The sequence below is a fragment of the Streptomyces sp. NPDC002588 genome (assembly GCF_040295925.1).
Taxonomy (GTDB): Bacteria; Actinomycetota; Actinomycetes; order Streptomycetales; family Streptomycetaceae; genus Streptomyces.
The window spans coordinates 183,676-197,857 of sequence record NZ_JBEOWF010000010.1 but is presented as its reverse complement, the minus strand read 5'-3'; the positions used below and the strand labels follow the sequence as shown (position 1 = coordinate 197,857).

Genomic DNA, 14,182 nt, shown 5'->3' with positions numbered 1-14,182 from the left:
AGCTGGCCAGCGACTTCCGAGTGGAGTGCGCCATTTCGTTAGGAGTTCTCAAGTGGCCCGAGCGGGGGAATCTGGCTGGCCGCTGACGCGCAGGGGGGAGCGGAGCCCATCGGTGCCCTTGGTGCGGTCACGAACAGGTCATGCCGGCTACATGCTGTCACGTACGGACTGACCCCAGGACACTCCGTCCGTGTGGGTGCCTGCGAAGTCGGGGTCTTCGTAGATGTGGAGCCTCTTGATCTTTTCGCCCTGGAACTCGAACACGTTGCAGAAGAGTCCGAAGGATGAGGATCCGTCGGGGAACTCCACACCGGATGTCGTCTCTCCCTTGACGGCCCCTTCGACGACGACGTAGTCGCCGGACGTGAGGACGTTGAAGTGCGCGATGTCGTGCTCGATGTCAGCGATGCCCCGGGCGAAGCCTTGGGCGAAGGCCCCGATCTGCGCCAGGCCCTTGGCGGTTCCGAACTTCGGGAAGAACATCTGCGCGTCGTCCGCGAAGAGTTCCAGGAGTGCCGGATCGGCGGCATCGACCAGGCGGAAGTACTGGATGGCTGTTGCTTCGCGCTGCGCGTGGAGGTCGTTTTCGTTCATGGTTCGTTCCGCTTTCCGTGTTGCCGATGCTCGTGGTTTCCATGGAGCACCGTTTCGACCTGATTCGTTTGAGGAGTCGCGTCGGCCCGCCGAGGGGTACGCGGCATGGCGCCACCGTAACACGGTTTCTGGTCGAACAACCAAAAACCTGCTCCACCGCCTCCGGGTGGACGGCCCGCCAGGGTCCGGCGCCGCCATTTTTGGTCGCGTACTCAAATTGGGGGGTAGAGTCTCCCCATGGCGCGACCACGAAAATTTGATGAGAGCACGGTGCTGAAGGCCGCTCGGCAGCAGTTCTGGCGCACCGGGTACGCGGCCACGAGCATGGCGGACCTCTGCGAGGCGACGGGGGTGGCGTCGCAGAGTCTGTACGGTGCTTTCGGCAGTAAGCACGGCCTGTTCGTGAAGAGCCTGCGGGACTACTGCGAGCAGCAGATGAACGGGCTGCAGGCCGACCAGGAGTCTGCCGACAGCGCCTGGGAATGGCTCATGGCCGCGGTGACCTACGGTGACAGCGGCCGCCCGGGACTGACCGAGGACGGCTGCTACCTCTCCGGCTCGGCCGCCGCGCTGGCCCGGCACGACGATGACGTCAGCGAAGCGGCCCGGCGCACGTACGACCGCATCATCGCCGTCTTCACGACCGCACTGCAGCGGGCCAGGGCCGCAGGTGAGATCCGGTCGGACACAGACATCGACAAGGCCGCGCTGAGCCTGCTCACGGCCATGCAGGGCATCGAATTCCTGCGCAAGTCCGGCATTGACGATGCACAGTTCCAGGAGGCGAAGGCAGGCATCGTAGACACCCTCAGCCGTGCTTACGGCGCCAACCAGGCCACCCAGGGCTGACGACGGGCCGCCCCAGCCGGCTTTCAGGATCCCGTAGGTCCGCCGTCCGCGAGCCCGAAGTCCCGTGACCGAATGCCCTCGTCGCCCCGGCAGGGCGCCACTTCGGGGCCCTCGCGGTCGACAGGCTCCCAAGTGATCGCATGGGGAGCATTGTTGCCAGGACGTCGTGGCAGGGAAGCTTTCAAAGGGGTAATGCGGGCCGTCGGCGAGAGGTCGACGTATTGGTCGACGGTGAGGATGCCGCAGACGAGCCCGGGATATGGGATGGCGATGACGAAAGCGGTCTGCGGGAGTGCGCGGCGCACTGAGACCCGTGCATCATGAAAACTGCACGTCAGACGGCCTGGTGTGCGTAGGCATCAGGAAGCTCGGGCAGGTCCGGAGCGGTAGTCGACCGACAAGATCATCCGTCAGCGGGCGACTTCCCGGTTCGTCAGCACGAGCAGGGCCCGCACCAGCGCGGTCGCCCAGTTCGGGTCGGTGCGGACCTTGCCGAGGACGCGCCAGTTCTTGAGATGGGCGAAGCCGTGCTCGACCGGGGCCCGCACCGCGGCCAGTGCTTTGTCGGACAGCTTCTGAGAGGGTGTTTTCTCCCGTCGTTTCGTCCAGGATTGCCGGATTGAGGGCGGTTCAGGGGCCGCGCCAGGTCGGGGTGGATTCCGCGGTCAGGCGGCGTGTCATGAGGTTGATCATTGCGAGGTGGACCATGGCTTCGGAGCGGTGGGGGTGTGCTTCGTAGTCGCGGGCCGGGCGGCGATTTCATGAGCCGGCCCAGGGTGCGTCCAGCGGCGGGGCAGGACTGTGAAACCCCTGGTGGTGGAATCGCGGCGGACGATGTGCATGTCGATGCCGAGGGTCGCGGCGTGCTCGACGAGGTGCTGGCGGTAGCCGCCGTCGACCCAGGTCTTGCGGACGGTGGGATGCTCTGCGGCCACCTTCTCGATGAGGGCCTGGCCGGCGACGGAGTCCTGCACGCTCGCGGCCGTGACCAGTACTGCCACGAGCAGACCGACGGTGTCGATGACGATGCTCCGCTTGCGGCCCACGATCTTCTTGCCCGCGTCGACACCCTGGCCGGCCGCGGGGACGTTGGTGGAGGTCTTGATGCTCTGCGAGTCGATGACGCAGACGGTCGGTTCGGCCTCCCGGCCTTCCTGCCTGCGGACTTGGCGGCTCAGGAGACTGTTGAGCTGATCGAAGACGCCTCCCTCCTGCCAGCGGGCGAAGTAGACGGAGGCGGCGATGCCAGGTCACAAGACGATCCCGGAGTCACCCACCGGAACAGCCGCCGACCGCCCCGACATCCACGGCCGCTTCCTTCTAGAGCGGCTGCGACCGCCGTCCACCAGCCGAGCGTTCCTCCGACTGGTGGACGACTCCGTATCCGCGTGCGAAGCGGTTGGCCTCCGCCGCCGATCCCGTCTGCTGGTGCAGCCAGAACCCGTATGCAGCCGACTCCATCTGCTCATGCGTCAGATACAGCTGCCACCGCCCCGCGCCGCGGTCGGGCACCGCCCTACAGACCTGCTCGACCAGCCCCAGAGCCGGAGGAGTCCTCAACTCTGCCGCCATGCCGACAAACAGCAACGCCCCGCGCATGGCCCATCTTCTGGCCGGGCTGCCGGTGGAGGTCCTCGGACGGTGCGTGCGGACCGGGCGGTGCGCAAGCCGGTCCCGGTGCCCTGGATCTCCGCGCCGCAGGGCAGGCTCCCACCCAAGCAGGGCAAGGAGTTCTGCTGTCACGGCCGAACCGCGGGGTCACCCACCCCCGCTGCCCCCGGCAACCGGGCACCGCCCTGCGCCCCCTCCACCGGTCCCGCGCCCGCGAAGACACGGGCCTGGACATGAGCCAGCGGCAGGCAAGGCAGACAGACAGCGGCCATGCACAAGAACGCCCAGTGCGGAGAGGCGGCGTAGAGGGGGCCGGTGACAGTGGTGACGGCTGCGACGCCGAGGCTGATCGCGAGGGCCGCGTACAGGCCGTGGGCGGTGGCCCAGAGTTGTCCGGGCACGTGCTCCTGCACAGAGCGGGCGTGTGCGATGTGCGTGAGGGCGAAGGTGCCGGCGTGCAGTATTTGCGTCAGGACGACGATCGTCACCGGGACCGGCGCCGCGAGCAGGCCCCAGCGCAGGAGGGAGATCCCGGCGGCCATCGCGAAGAGCACGGGGACGGAGCGCCGGCCGAGGAGCCGTCCCGCGTACTTGAACAGCAGCAGCTCGCATGCGACGGCGAGGGCCAGCATCAGGCTGACCTCGACGCTGGACACGCCGAGCGTGTGGAAGTACTCGGCCCCGAAGGCGTAGTACGCGGCGTGCGCGCCCTGGAGCAGGACCGAGTTGCCGAGCGCGAGGGCGTAACCGGGCTGGCGCAGCAGACGGCGCCGCCCGCCGCCCGCTATGGCGGTACGGCCCTCGGGGAATGTGGTGGGCCGCACCAGGTCGGCCAGCGCCATCACGGAGCACCCCACGACAAAGACGTACACGAGCGCCGTATCGCCGAACTGCCGCTCGATGCCCCCGGAGATGCCGAGTCCGACGATGAACCCCGCCGATCCGAAGTAGCGGACGCTGCCGTAGTCCACGTGGCCGTCCGCCGTACCGATGGTGGCCAGCGTCTCGCTGAGCGGCATCAACAGCGGGTAGGCCATGCCGACCAGTACCGACACTGCGATCATTGGCCCGAACCCCGGGTCGGTCAGATACAGGGTGCTCAGACCCGCCGACGTCCATACCAACACTCTGGACAGCCGCCGCAGCGAGGTCAGTCGGCACAGCAGCGGATAGAGGAAGGCGATGGAGAACGACCGCGCGACCAGCCCCACGGTCACCACCATTGTGACCTGAGTGGCCCGGAAGCCTGACGCCAGCAGCCAGACGCCCCAGTAGGAGAGGTACGAACTCCAGGTCAGGAAGAACAGGAAGAAGCGGGCGGACAGCCAGACTCGTAACGGCACCTCGGGCCTTTCGGTGATCGGCGGTCGGCGGTGCTCAGGCCCGCTCGGCCGCCTCGGAGACGGCCTTCGTCACTGTGAACGCCGCCCTCTCGCACTGCTGCGCGGTGACGTTCAGATGTGTCACCAGCCGCACCCTCGTCGGCGTCATCACGGAGACCCTGACCCCGGCGGCCGCGCAGGCTGCCTGAACCCTACCCACGTCGGGTACCTGCACGAACACGATATTGGTCTCAGGTGTGCCCACGTCCAGGCCGCTGTCGTTCAGCACAGCGGCGATCATCCGTGCGTTCTCGTGGTCCACAGCCATGCGCTCAACGTGGTTCTCGAAAGCGTGGATGGCAGCCGCGGCCAGGATCCCGCTCTGCCGCATCGACCCGCCCATCCGGTGGCGCATCGTCCGTGCCTCCTCCAGCCGGTCGGCGTCGAGAAGAAGGACCGTGCCGGCCGGGGCTCCCAGCCCTTTGGAGACACAGAGGGAGAGCGTGTCGAAGCAGGCGCCGTACGCGTCGCCTGAAGGGTCTCCAGCGGATAGACCACGCCTCCGCCGGCGTTGTGGGTGTTCTCCACAGCGACCGCCCTGGTGCCGGTGCCGTAGGGGGTGGTCGGCCGGATCATCCGGGCCAGTACGGCGGGGTCGAGCAGCCCGTTTTCGGACACGGTCGTGCGGGTCAGGATGCCGCCGTGCCAGGCGACGCCTCCGTCCTCGTAGAGGAGGAAGTGCGAGTCGGCGTCCGCCAGCAACTCCTGCCCGGGCGGCACCAGCAGCCGCAGGCCGAGCTGGTTTCCCATGACTCCGCTGGGCAGGAACAGGCCCGCGCTGAACCCGAAGGCGTCCGCGAGCATCTGCTCCAGGCGGATCACGGTGGGGTCCTCGCCCAGGGTGTCGTCGCCGACCTCGGCTGCCGCCATGGCGGCCCGCATCGCGGCAGTGGGCTTGGTGACGGTGTCGCTGCGCAGGTCGATGATCTCGTCGGGCACGGGTGTCTCCCACGGGTTGGTGGAACAGGTGTCGGGCAGGCTGTGGGCGAGGCGGGTCAGACGGTCCGACAGGACATCGAAGAAGACATCAGGCCCGTCGCGAAAGTAGAAGTGGCCACCAGCCAGGATCCGCACCTCGCACGGGCCGGTCGTGTGGTGCCGCCATTCGCCGAGCCGGTCCTCGTCCTCCCAGTCCCGCGCACCGCCCAGCACCAGCACCGGGCAGCCCAGCGGTGCCTTAGTACTGCAACGGTGCTTGCCGTGACTGCTGGCCAGCTCGTTCGTTGGTGTGGTTATGGGTGGGGACCTTGCTGAAGTCAGGTTGTGGGCCGGAGAGCTGGACGTACTGCATGAGCGGTTCGTGCACCGGTTCAACCGGGAGGAGCCGCGTCAGTCGGCGCTTGCTTATATGCGGGGGCTGGTTGCGCCGCTGGAGCGGAAGAACGGCTGGACGCTGGCGGAGGAGGCCGGTCACGCGGGCCCCGATCGCATCCACCGGCTGCTGAACCGGATCGAGTGGGATGCCGACGAGGTCCTGGACGACGTACGCGACTACGTGGTGGAACACCTCGGAGACCGGGACGCCGTCCTGATCGTCGATGACACCGGCTTTTTGAAGAAGGGCATCCGCTCGGCCGGCGTGCAAAGGCAGTACTCCGGAACCGCCGGCCGCACCGAGAACAGCCAGATCGGTGTGTTCCTCGCCTACGCCACCGGCCGTGGACGCACTCTGATCGACCGCCGTCTGTATCTGCCCACCTCCTGGACGGACGACCGGGCCCGCTGTCGCCGGGCCGGCATCGACGACAGTGTCGCTTTCGAGACGAAGGTGGCCATGGCCAAGGCGATGGTCCGCCGGGCCATCGCCGACAAGGTCCCGTTCAGCTGGGTGACGGCGGACGCCGCCTACGGCTACAGCAAGGGGTGGCGGTTCGAGCTGGAGCAGGCCGATGTCTTCCACGTCATGGCCACCACCCGGCACGACACCGTCGTCACCCGCTGGTCCATCGATCACCCCGTCCACGACCTGTTTCCCGGCCTGCCACGGCAGAAATGGAAACGCCGTTCCTGCGGTGAAGGAGCCCATGGCCGGCGGATCTTCGACTGGGCCCGCGTCGAGGTGAGGCCCTGGCACCGGGAGGACCGCCGGCACTGGGTTCTCGCCCGCCGCAGTGTCAGCAGGCCCGAGGAGACCTCCTACTACGTCGCCTACTGTCCCGCCGACACGACGCTGGACGAGCTGATCCGCATCGCGGGCAGCCGATGGGCAGTCGAGGAATGCTTCCAGACCGCCAAGCAGGAATGCGGCCTGGACGACTACCAGGTCCGCCGCTACCCGGGCTGGCACCGCCACATGACCCTGGCCATGGCCGCCCACGCCTGCCTGACCGTCCTGCGGGCCCGCCAGCTGGACACGGACAAAGCAGAAACGGATCCTCCCAGCCCATCCACCTCAGCCTCGCCGAAATCCGACGCCTGATCCACCGCCTCACCGACCGCCGGCCAGCACCGGTCGAGCACATTCTGCGATGGTCAACGTGGCGTCGGCGACGCCAATATCAAGCCCGCCTGAGTCACTACAAACGACGCGGACACAGCCCCTGAAACCTGCCCAGCACTCAGAACAAGCACCGTTGCAGTACTAAGGCATCAACCCGCCCAGTCACATGACCTATCGGACAGGCCCTAGTTGTATTGACCCGCAGCGTTGTTGACACGGCTGATCGGTGGCCGGCCGCCGAGTGCGGTGTGGCAGCGGCGGTGGCTGTAGGCGTGCAGGAAGTCTGCCAGGGCTGCGGTGCGTTCGGTGTTGCTGGTGTAGGGCCGCAGGTAGGCCCATTCTGCCTCGCAGGTGGTGGCGGATGCCTCGGCCCCGGAGCTGGTGAACCGCCTTCAAGTGGATCCTGCGACGCATCGGGCTGGACGCCGACCCCCGAGCAATGACCGCCCCGCTGATCGAGCGGCGCGGGCCCGGAGCGCGGGAGGGCCGGGGGGCCTGTGCCCTCCCGCGCTACCGGCCCTGCAGCACAGGTCAGGAGAGGCTCCACTGCTGGCTGGTCGCGCCGGTGCCCGTCTCCTGGTCCACCGCCGCGCCCTGGGTGCTCGACCCGGCGACGCCGATGTCCAGGTCACTGCCCACCCCGGCGAGCAAGTATGTGCTGCCGGTGTAGCTGCCGACCAGATCCAGGAACCACTGCTGGTTGGTCCCGCCGTTGCAGGTCCACTGCTCCAACTGCACGCCGGTGTCGGTCGACTGGCTCGGCACATCCAGGCACAGGCCACTCTTCACGCTCTTGAGCGTGTAGACGTTGTCCGTCACCTTCGTGAGGGTCCACTGCTGATTGGTGCCGCCGGTGGACGGCCACTGGATGATCTTGGCGCCGGTCGAGGTGGAGGACCCGGAGACGTCCATCAGCATCGTGCTGCCGACGTTCTTGAGGGTGTGGGTCCCGGCCGTGGGGATTCCGCTGTTCGGCGTCCAGGTGCCCGCGGACGTGTCAAGGGACCAGGTGGGGTACTGGCCGACGTTCACCGTCGTGCCCCTGATGGTCAGCGGCAGCCAGATCAGTTTCGACGAGCCGAGGTCGGAGGTGTTCCAGCGGTCGCCGGCGTAGATGTAGGTGGTGCCGGAGGCGCCCTGGACGGTGATGACGTTCGCCGTCTGGCTGCCGTAGGTGTGGGTGCCGGGGGCGGCGAAGTTCCGGAAGGACGACCACGGGCCGCTCAGGGAGGTGGCGGTGGCGTAGATGTTGTCGTTCAGGCTCCAGCCCGTCAGGTGGGAGCCGAACACGTAGTAGGTGCCGTCCTTCTTGATCATGGCGGGTGCCTCGACGCTGCTGCTGCCGCTGCCGCCGAGTATCGTCACCGCGCTGTCCACGGACAGGTAGTCGGCGGACAGTTTGTCGATGCGCAGGCCGTTGTTGCGGTCCTCGCTCAGCAGATAGGCGGTGCCGTCGGTGTCCTGGAACAGACCGAGGTCACGGCTGAGGTTGCCCAGTGGCCGGAAGCTTCCCCGGTAGGTGTAGGGCCCGCACGGAGTGCTGCTGGTCGCCACGCCGACCTTGGCCTCCGAGTAGTTCGTGCTGTCGATGTGCATGTACATCACGTACGTGCTGGTCGACTTGTTGTAGATGACCTTGGGCCGCTCCACGACGCGGCTTGGCCCCAGGTCGCCGCTGCTCTGCCGGCTCAGGGCCTGGCCCTGGTAGCTCCAGTCGGCGAGATTGGCCGAGGTGTAGCAGGTGATGTCCTGGAAGGACGTGTCCGACGAGGTCTCGCCGGTCTTGTCCTCGCCGAAGCCGTACCAGGTGTCTCCCACCTTGATGATGCCGAGGCCGTGCAGCTGGAGGGTGTTGCCGTCCTGGTCGGTGCGTGCGGCGCCCGTGGTGAACGACACTGTGGCGGCGTGTGCCTCGGTCGCCGGAAGCAGGAGGGCCGCGACGCCCCCGAGCAGCGCCAGAAAGGCGCTGACGGCTCTGTGCCATCGACCGGCCGGCCGACGAGGTACCCCCTTGGGCATGCTCTTCCCTCTCCGATCCGGAGCAGGCGGGTCCCTGCCGCCTGGCAGAGATCAATAAGAGGGGGGCTCACTCGCGGCGTCAAGAAGCGCGATCGATTTTGTTCGTTCTTGACCCACATCCGCTCTGTCCGATATTTCGGCCATCCGTCCTGTGTGTATCGGGGGTTGACCTTTCGGTCGATGAGACGCTAGAACTTCGGCGCAGTCGAAATCTGTCACTTGCTGGTCGGGTTTGTTTGAATCGATGTGCTGCCGCGAGGAGGGTCGCCGTGACCGTCCCAGTACACCGGGAATCCTCCCGCCGCGGGATACCCGGAGGCGCGCCGCCGCCGTCACCGCGGCGGCCGCGCCGTGCGGCGCGGCCGAGGGCGCCGACGCCTCGGCCACCGCCACCTCGCCCGACGGCACCACCATCATCACGATGTCACTGACCGGCGGTGCGCTGACGTGGTCGGCCGAACGCGACGGCGCGACGGTGGCCGACGCCTCGGCCATGGGGGCTGCGTCCGGGCGACGGCACCACCCTCGGCACCGACGCCGTGCCGACGAACTATCAGCACTGGCACGCCGACACCACTTCAGCCCCTGCCGCACACCCGTTGTCGTGAGCACGCAAATCTTCACCTCGGCGGCCACACTGCGCGTGGCGATGGCCGCCGCGGGGGCCGGGCCGTGGTCCTGAAGTCGAGCTGAGCACCCATTGCAGGTGAACAGCCGTCGGAACGGGGGCCACTTCCTGCGGGGTGTCCGTCCGACTGGTGTCCGCCCCTGTGGATCAGGAGGAAGCAGACGCGAACCCGGCCGCGGGGAAGGCCCCGGACCTCGTCAACCGCCACTTCAGGTGCGGGAGCGCGGGGTCATGACGCCCCCGTCGTCACCGTCGTCGTTCTCGTGACGGACCGAATCGCCATGGTCCTCGTCGTCGCCGTCTTTCGGGTCGGCGGAGGAGGACGCCACGGGGTTCCGTGCGGGCTGGCCGGACGGCGAGGGGAGGCCGAACTCCCCGGGAACAGGTGGGTGCAGAGTCACCCAGGGCCGCCGCACCGGTCACGGCGGCGACGGCGGTCAGCCCGCATCCGCCGCCGTTCGACCCAGTGGCCGGCCTGTGAGGCAAGCGCCCGGTCATCAACCAGATGCTTAATTGCAAAATTTTGCAATTCATTAGATGCTGTGCTGGCTGTGTCCGCAGGTTGGACCCCACGCGGGGCGGGCGCAGCCTTCTGCACCTGCCCCGTGTGGGGCGCCGTCGGGGAAGTCGAGGGGCCGTGTCCGTTCCGCTGTACCAGGCCAAGGCCGAGTTCTTCCGGTTGCTGGGGCATCCGGTACGGATACGGGTGCTGGAGCTCTTGCAGGGCGGGCCCATGCCGGTACGTGATCTGCTCGCGGAGATCGAGGTGGAGCCCTCCGGTCTGTCGCAGCAGCTGGCGGTGCTGCGTCGCGCGGGCATCGTCACCTCCCGGCGGGACGGCTCGACCGTGGTCTATGCCCTCGCGAGCGGGGACGTCGCCGACCTGATGCAGGCCGCCCGCCGGATCCTGACCGAGATGCTCACCGGGCGGAACGAGCTGCTGGCCGAGCTGCGAGAAGCCGAGGTCGGCGCATGAGGGGCACCTCCCTCGGCCGGATCCGGGCCCGGCTCACCGAACTACTGCCCGGCCGTACCGATCTGGCGGAGATACGCCGGGATCCGCGCCGGGACCTGCTGGCCGGTCTCACGGTGGCGGTCGTCGCGCTGCCGCTCGCACTCGGTTTCGGCGTCTCCTCAGGGCTCGGCGCCGAGGCGGGACTGGCGACCGCGGTGGTCGCCGGTGCGCTCGCGGCGGCCTTCGGCGGGTCGAATCTGCAGGTGTCCGGGCCGACCGGAGCGATGACGGTGGTACTGGTGCCGATCGTCGCCGAGCACGGGCCCGGCGGGGTGCTGACCGTGGGACTGATGGCGGGCCTGATGCTTGTAGCGCTGGCGGTGCTGCGGGCCGGCAAGTACATGCAGTACGTGCCCGCACCCGTCGTCGAGGGCTTCACTCTTGGCATCGCCTGCGTCATCGGCCTGCAGCAGATTCCGAACGCCCTCGGCGTGCCCAAGCCCGAGGGCGACCGCGTCCTCGTGGTGACCTGGCACGCGCTGGAGGAGTTCGCGAAGAACCCGAACTGGACCGCTGTGGCCTTCGCCCTGGCCGTCGCCACCGTCATGCTGACCGGGGCCCGCCTGCGGCCCATGATCCCCTTCTCCCTTCTCGCCGTGATCGCGGCCACGGTCGTGGCCCAGCTCTTCGGCCTGGACGCGGCGAAGCCGATCGGTGACCTGCCGTCCGGTCTGCCGGCTCCCTCGCTCGCCTTCCTGGACCCGGGGGCACTCGGCTCACTGCTCGCCCCGGCGCTCGCCGTCGCGGCGCTGGCCGCCCTGGAATCCCTGCTGTCGGCCTCGGTCGCCGACGGCATGACGGTCGGCCAGAAGCACGACCCCGACCGTGAGCTGTTCGGGCAGGGCCTGGCCAATATCGCCGCCCCGCTGTTCGGCGGTGTCCCGGCCACCGGTGCGATCGCCCGCACCGCGGTCAACGTCCGCACCGGCGCGAGCTCCCGGCTCGCCTCCCTGGTTCACGCCGCGGTCCTCGCCGTGATCGTCTTCGCGGCGGCCCCCCTCGTCTCCAGGATCCCGCTGGCCGCGCTGGCGGGTGTGCTGCTGGCCACCGCGATCCGTATGGTCGAGGTGGGCTCGCTGAGGGCGATGGCGAAGGCCACCCGCTCTGACGCGCTGATCCTCGTGCTCACCTCCGCCGCCACGCTCGCCCTCGACCTCGTGTACGCCGTGATCATCGGCCTCGTCGTCGCGGCAGCCCTCGCCCTGCGTGCGGTCGCCAGGCAGGCCCGCCTCGAAGAGGTCCCCCTCGACCGCGGCGACCACAGCGCCGAGGAGCACGCACTGCTGGCCGAGCACATCGTGGCGTACCGGATCGACGGGCCGCTGTTCTTCGCCGCCGCGCACCGCTTCCTGCTGGAGTTGGCCGAGGTCGCCGACGTACGCGTGCTCATCCTGCGCATGTCCCGGGTGACGACCGTCGACGCCACCGGTGCCCTCGTCCTCAAAGACGTGGTGGAGAAGCTGAACCGGCGCGGCATCGTGGTGATGACCTCCGGCATACGCCCCGGCCAGCACCAGGTACTGGAGTCCGTCGGGGCCCTGGAGCTGCTGTGTCCGGAGGGACGTGAGTACGCCACCACCCCGGAGGCGATCCAGGCTGCGCGCACCCGTCTGGAGTGCGCCGGACTGATGCCGTCCCTGACCGCCCACAAGTCCCGGCCCGTCAGCGAGCACACAGAGGAAACCGTCGGATGAGCACTGCGCCCGCATCCCTGCCCATGGCCGAAGTCTCCGGTGCCGAGGCCCTGTGGCTGCCGGAGGGCAGCACGCTGGGGCGGCCGGTGCACACGCAGCGGGACCGGACCCTCATCGGGCCCGGTCGGCACCCGTGGGAGTACGGGCGGCTGATCGTACGTACGCCCGCGCCGACCGCCGCCGTGCCGGAGACGGCGACCTACCACGAGGAAGAACCGGGCACGGAGACCGGCATCGGCCGGACGGTCACCGTCGCCGGTCCCGTCCACGTGATCCCCGATCCCGACGAGGCCACGCTCCTCCCCTGCCTCAAGGGCACGGGAGGTGTCCCCGTCCAGCGCAAGCTCACAGGCTGGACCCACGGGCCCCACGACACCTTGCTGCGCCTCCACCCCAGGACGGTGAGCGGATTCCGCCTCGCCCGTGCGGAGACGTGATGAGCCCCAGGCTCGAAGCCCTGCCCCACCGGCGCGTGCTGACCCTGCCGACGACGCCGTCCGCGGTCCGAACAGCCCGGGAGACCGCCGAGCGGTCCCTGACCGAATGGGGCATAAACCCGCGCCACCCGGCCATCGGCCCCGCTCTGCTGATTCTGAGCGAGCTGGTCACCAACAGCGTCCGGCATGCCGCGGTGCTCTCCCCGCAGATGACCGTCATCTACGCGGCCGGGGAGGACTGCCTGGCCCTCGCCGTCCACGACCGCCACCCCTACCAGCCGCTGCTCTACGGGGCGATCGGCGGTCCCGGCACCGGGACCCGCGGTCTTGCCATCGTCATGGAACTCACCCTCGGCCTGGGCGGCACCGCGGTCGTCCGAGGCGACGCCGACGGCCGAGGCAAGAGCATCTGGATCACCCTCCCGCTGTGACCGGCGGTGAGATTCCGACCTGCGACCCGTGCAAGGAAGTGCACCGTCATGATCATCGAGTGGCGTCACTCAGTGGAAGAAGGCTTTGACGTCCTCTCCACCAGCGGCTGTCCGGGCCCGGACACCGAGGACACGGATGCCCTTCTCAGGGCGGGCCGCACCCGAGGGGCCCCCACTCGAACCGGTAGGCCTGGTGGCTCGGCGCGGATTCGGTGTAGTCGGTTGCGTGGGTGAGGATGGGCCGCATGTCTGTGACGAGTGGGCGGATGCGATGCGCCGAGGTCCGGTCGACGGTGCCGTGCTGCTGCGGGGAGGAGACGGCCCGGTGACTACGCCGCTGTACCAACTGAAGGCCGAGTTCTTCAAGACGCTCGGGCATCCGGCACGCATCCGGGTCCTGGAGCTGTTGAGCATACGAGAGCACGCAGTCGCGGAGATGCTGCCCGAAGTGAGCATCGAGCCCGCTCACCTCTCCCAGCAACTCGCGGTGCTGCGGCGGGCGAACCTGGTCGTGACGCGCAGGGAAGGCTCCACGGTGTACTACTCGCTGACGAGCCCGCACGTCGCCGAGCTCCTGCGGGTCGCCCGCACCATTCTCTCCGGTGTGCTGACCGGCCAGGCCGAACTCCTCGCCGACCTCCAGGCCGCCCAGGTGCGGGGCAAGCCGCCGTCCTAAGAGCTGTCCCGTAACCCATGAGGCTGAGGGTCATGCTGTGTCAGGGTCGGTGCCGATGGCACCGGCCGAGCGAAGCGAACGCCCGAGGTCTCCGGTGAGGATGCGGGGGTGTCGCCGCCACCACCACAGCTCCGGGCCGGGCAGTCTGTGGAACTGGTCGAGTGTTTGGCCGTCGTCGTCGACGGTCGCGGCCTTGTACCGGTCGTCCAGAGCTTTGATCTTCGGGCTCCAGAGCTGGACGATGTGTTCGTCCAGCAGGAGCCACGCCTCGTGCAGCCAGTTTCGGCAGTAGAGGTCGTTGGTGTACTCGTAGATGTCGTCGCCGTAGCCGCGCTCGATGACGCTCACCAGGGCGGCCCACGCGTTCACCCTTCAGCGACCGTGAATGCCGTCCGCCGGCCGCGCT

13 protein-coding genes and 3 pseudogenes are annotated in these 14,182 nt (G+C 68.6%); 7 read left to right on the top strand and 9 right to left on the bottom strand.

The annotated features are described in order from the left end of the window. Positions 1–147 precede the first annotated feature (147 nt). Positions 148–594 carry a nuclear transport factor 2 family protein gene (locus ABT057_RS14125; protein WP_352343079.1) on the bottom strand — a complete coding sequence of 149 codons (447 nt, stop codon included), beginning with the start codon at positions 592–594 and terminating at the stop codon, positions 148–150. Positions 595–831: 237 nt separating this feature from the next. Here ABT057_RS14125 and ABT057_RS14120 point away from each other — a divergent pair, with 237 nt between their 5' ends. Then, positions 832–1,443, top strand: a complete 612-nt coding sequence (locus ABT057_RS14120; RefSeq protein ID WP_352343078.1) for a TetR/AcrR family transcriptional regulator — start codon at positions 832–834, stop codon at positions 1,441–1,443. A 410-nt stretch (positions 1,444–1,853) separates the two neighbouring features. Here ABT057_RS14120 and ABT057_RS14115 read toward each other — a convergent pair whose 3' ends face one another. The 5 genes and pseudogenes from ABT057_RS14115 to ABT057_RS14095 all read right to left on the bottom strand — a co-directional run bounded on the left by ABT057_RS14115 (position 1,854) and on the right by ABT057_RS14095 (position 5,306). Next, positions 1,854–2,063, bottom strand: coding sequence for a transposase family protein (locus ABT057_RS14115; RefSeq protein ID WP_502973898.1), 210 nt, complete (start codon positions 2,061–2,063; stop codon positions 1,854–1,856). Positions 2,064–2,073: 10 nt separating this feature from the next. Continuing rightward, a pseudogene (locus tag ABT057_RS14110) lies at positions 2,074–2,672 on the bottom strand (transposase); the annotation flags it as partial. Positions 2,673–2,763: 91 nt separating this feature from the next. Next, complete coding sequence (locus tag ABT057_RS14105; RefSeq protein ID WP_352343076.1) at positions 2,764–3,186, bottom strand: DUF6417 family protein; 423 nt, start codon at positions 3,184–3,186, stop codon at positions 2,764–2,766. Continuing rightward, complete coding sequence (locus ABT057_RS14100) at positions 3,183–4,397, bottom strand: MFS transporter (protein WP_352343075.1); 1,215 nt, start codon at positions 4,395–4,397, stop codon at positions 3,183–3,185. Before ABT057_RS14100 ends, ABT057_RS14105 begins: the two co-directional genes overlap by 4 nt. A 34-nt stretch (positions 4,398–4,431) precedes the next feature. Then, positions 4,432–5,306, bottom strand: a pseudogene (locus ABT057_RS14095) (threonine aldolase family protein). A gap of 364 nt (positions 5,307–5,670) precedes the next feature. On the opposite strand from ABT057_RS14095, the gene ABT057_RS14090 reads away from it, so the two are divergent. Beyond that, the gene (locus ABT057_RS14090; protein ID WP_352343074.1) at positions 5,671–6,855 is read left to right on the top strand and encodes an IS701 family transposase; all 1,185 of its coding nucleotides are present in this window, start codon (positions 5,671–5,673) and stop codon (positions 6,853–6,855) included. Positions 6,856–7,061: 206 nt separating this feature from the next. Here ABT057_RS14090 and ABT057_RS14085 read toward each other — a convergent pair. Continuing rightward, positions 7,062–7,232: pseudogene (locus tag ABT057_RS14085) on the bottom strand (IS481 family transposase); the annotation flags it as partial. A gap of 175 nt (positions 7,233–7,407) precedes the next feature. Further along, positions 7,408–8,895 (bottom strand): RICIN domain-containing protein, encoded by a 1,488-nt coding sequence (locus ABT057_RS14080; RefSeq protein ID WP_352343073.1) that lies wholly within the window; start codon positions 8,893–8,895, stop codon positions 7,408–7,410. 1,265 nt (positions 8,896–10,160) lie between these two features. Between ABT057_RS14080 and ABT057_RS14075 the strand changes: the two genes are divergently transcribed. From ABT057_RS14075 to ABT057_RS14055, 5 genes are all read left to right on the top strand, one after another. Further along, positions 10,161–10,499, top strand: coding sequence for an ArsR/SmtB family transcription factor (locus tag ABT057_RS14075; RefSeq protein ID WP_352343072.1), 339 nt, complete (start codon positions 10,161–10,163; stop codon positions 10,497–10,499). Beyond that, positions 10,496–12,232, top strand: coding sequence for a SulP family inorganic anion transporter (locus ABT057_RS14070; RefSeq protein WP_352343071.1), 1,737 nt, complete (start codon positions 10,496–10,498; stop codon positions 12,230–12,232). The genes ABT057_RS14075 and ABT057_RS14070 overlap by 4 nt, the downstream gene beginning before the upstream one ends. Then, a complete protein-coding gene (locus ABT057_RS14065; RefSeq protein WP_352343069.1) occupies positions 12,229–12,669 on the top strand; it encodes a pyridoxamine 5'-phosphate oxidase family protein in 441 nt (146 codons plus the stop codon). The genes ABT057_RS14070 and ABT057_RS14065 overlap by 4 nt, the downstream gene beginning before the upstream one ends. Next, positions 12,669–13,100 carry an ATP-binding protein gene (locus ABT057_RS14060; protein WP_352343068.1) on the top strand — a complete coding sequence of 144 codons (432 nt, stop codon included), beginning with the start codon at positions 12,669–12,671 and terminating at the stop codon, positions 13,098–13,100. Before ABT057_RS14065 ends, ABT057_RS14060 begins: the two co-directional genes overlap by 1 nt. Positions 13,101–13,425: 325 nt before the next feature. After that, entirely contained in the window at positions 13,426–13,776 is a 351-nt protein-coding gene (locus tag ABT057_RS14055; protein ID WP_352343067.1) for an ArsR/SmtB family transcription factor, read from the top strand. Between the two features lie 30 nt (positions 13,777–13,806). Here the strand turns inward: ABT057_RS14055 and ABT057_RS14050 are convergent, their stop codons facing one another. Next, positions 13,807–14,145: a hypothetical protein gene (locus ABT057_RS14050; protein ID WP_352343066.1), complete on the bottom strand. Its 339-nt coding sequence runs from the start codon at positions 14,143–14,145 to the stop codon at positions 13,807–13,809. Positions 14,146–14,182: the final 37 nt, after the last annotated feature.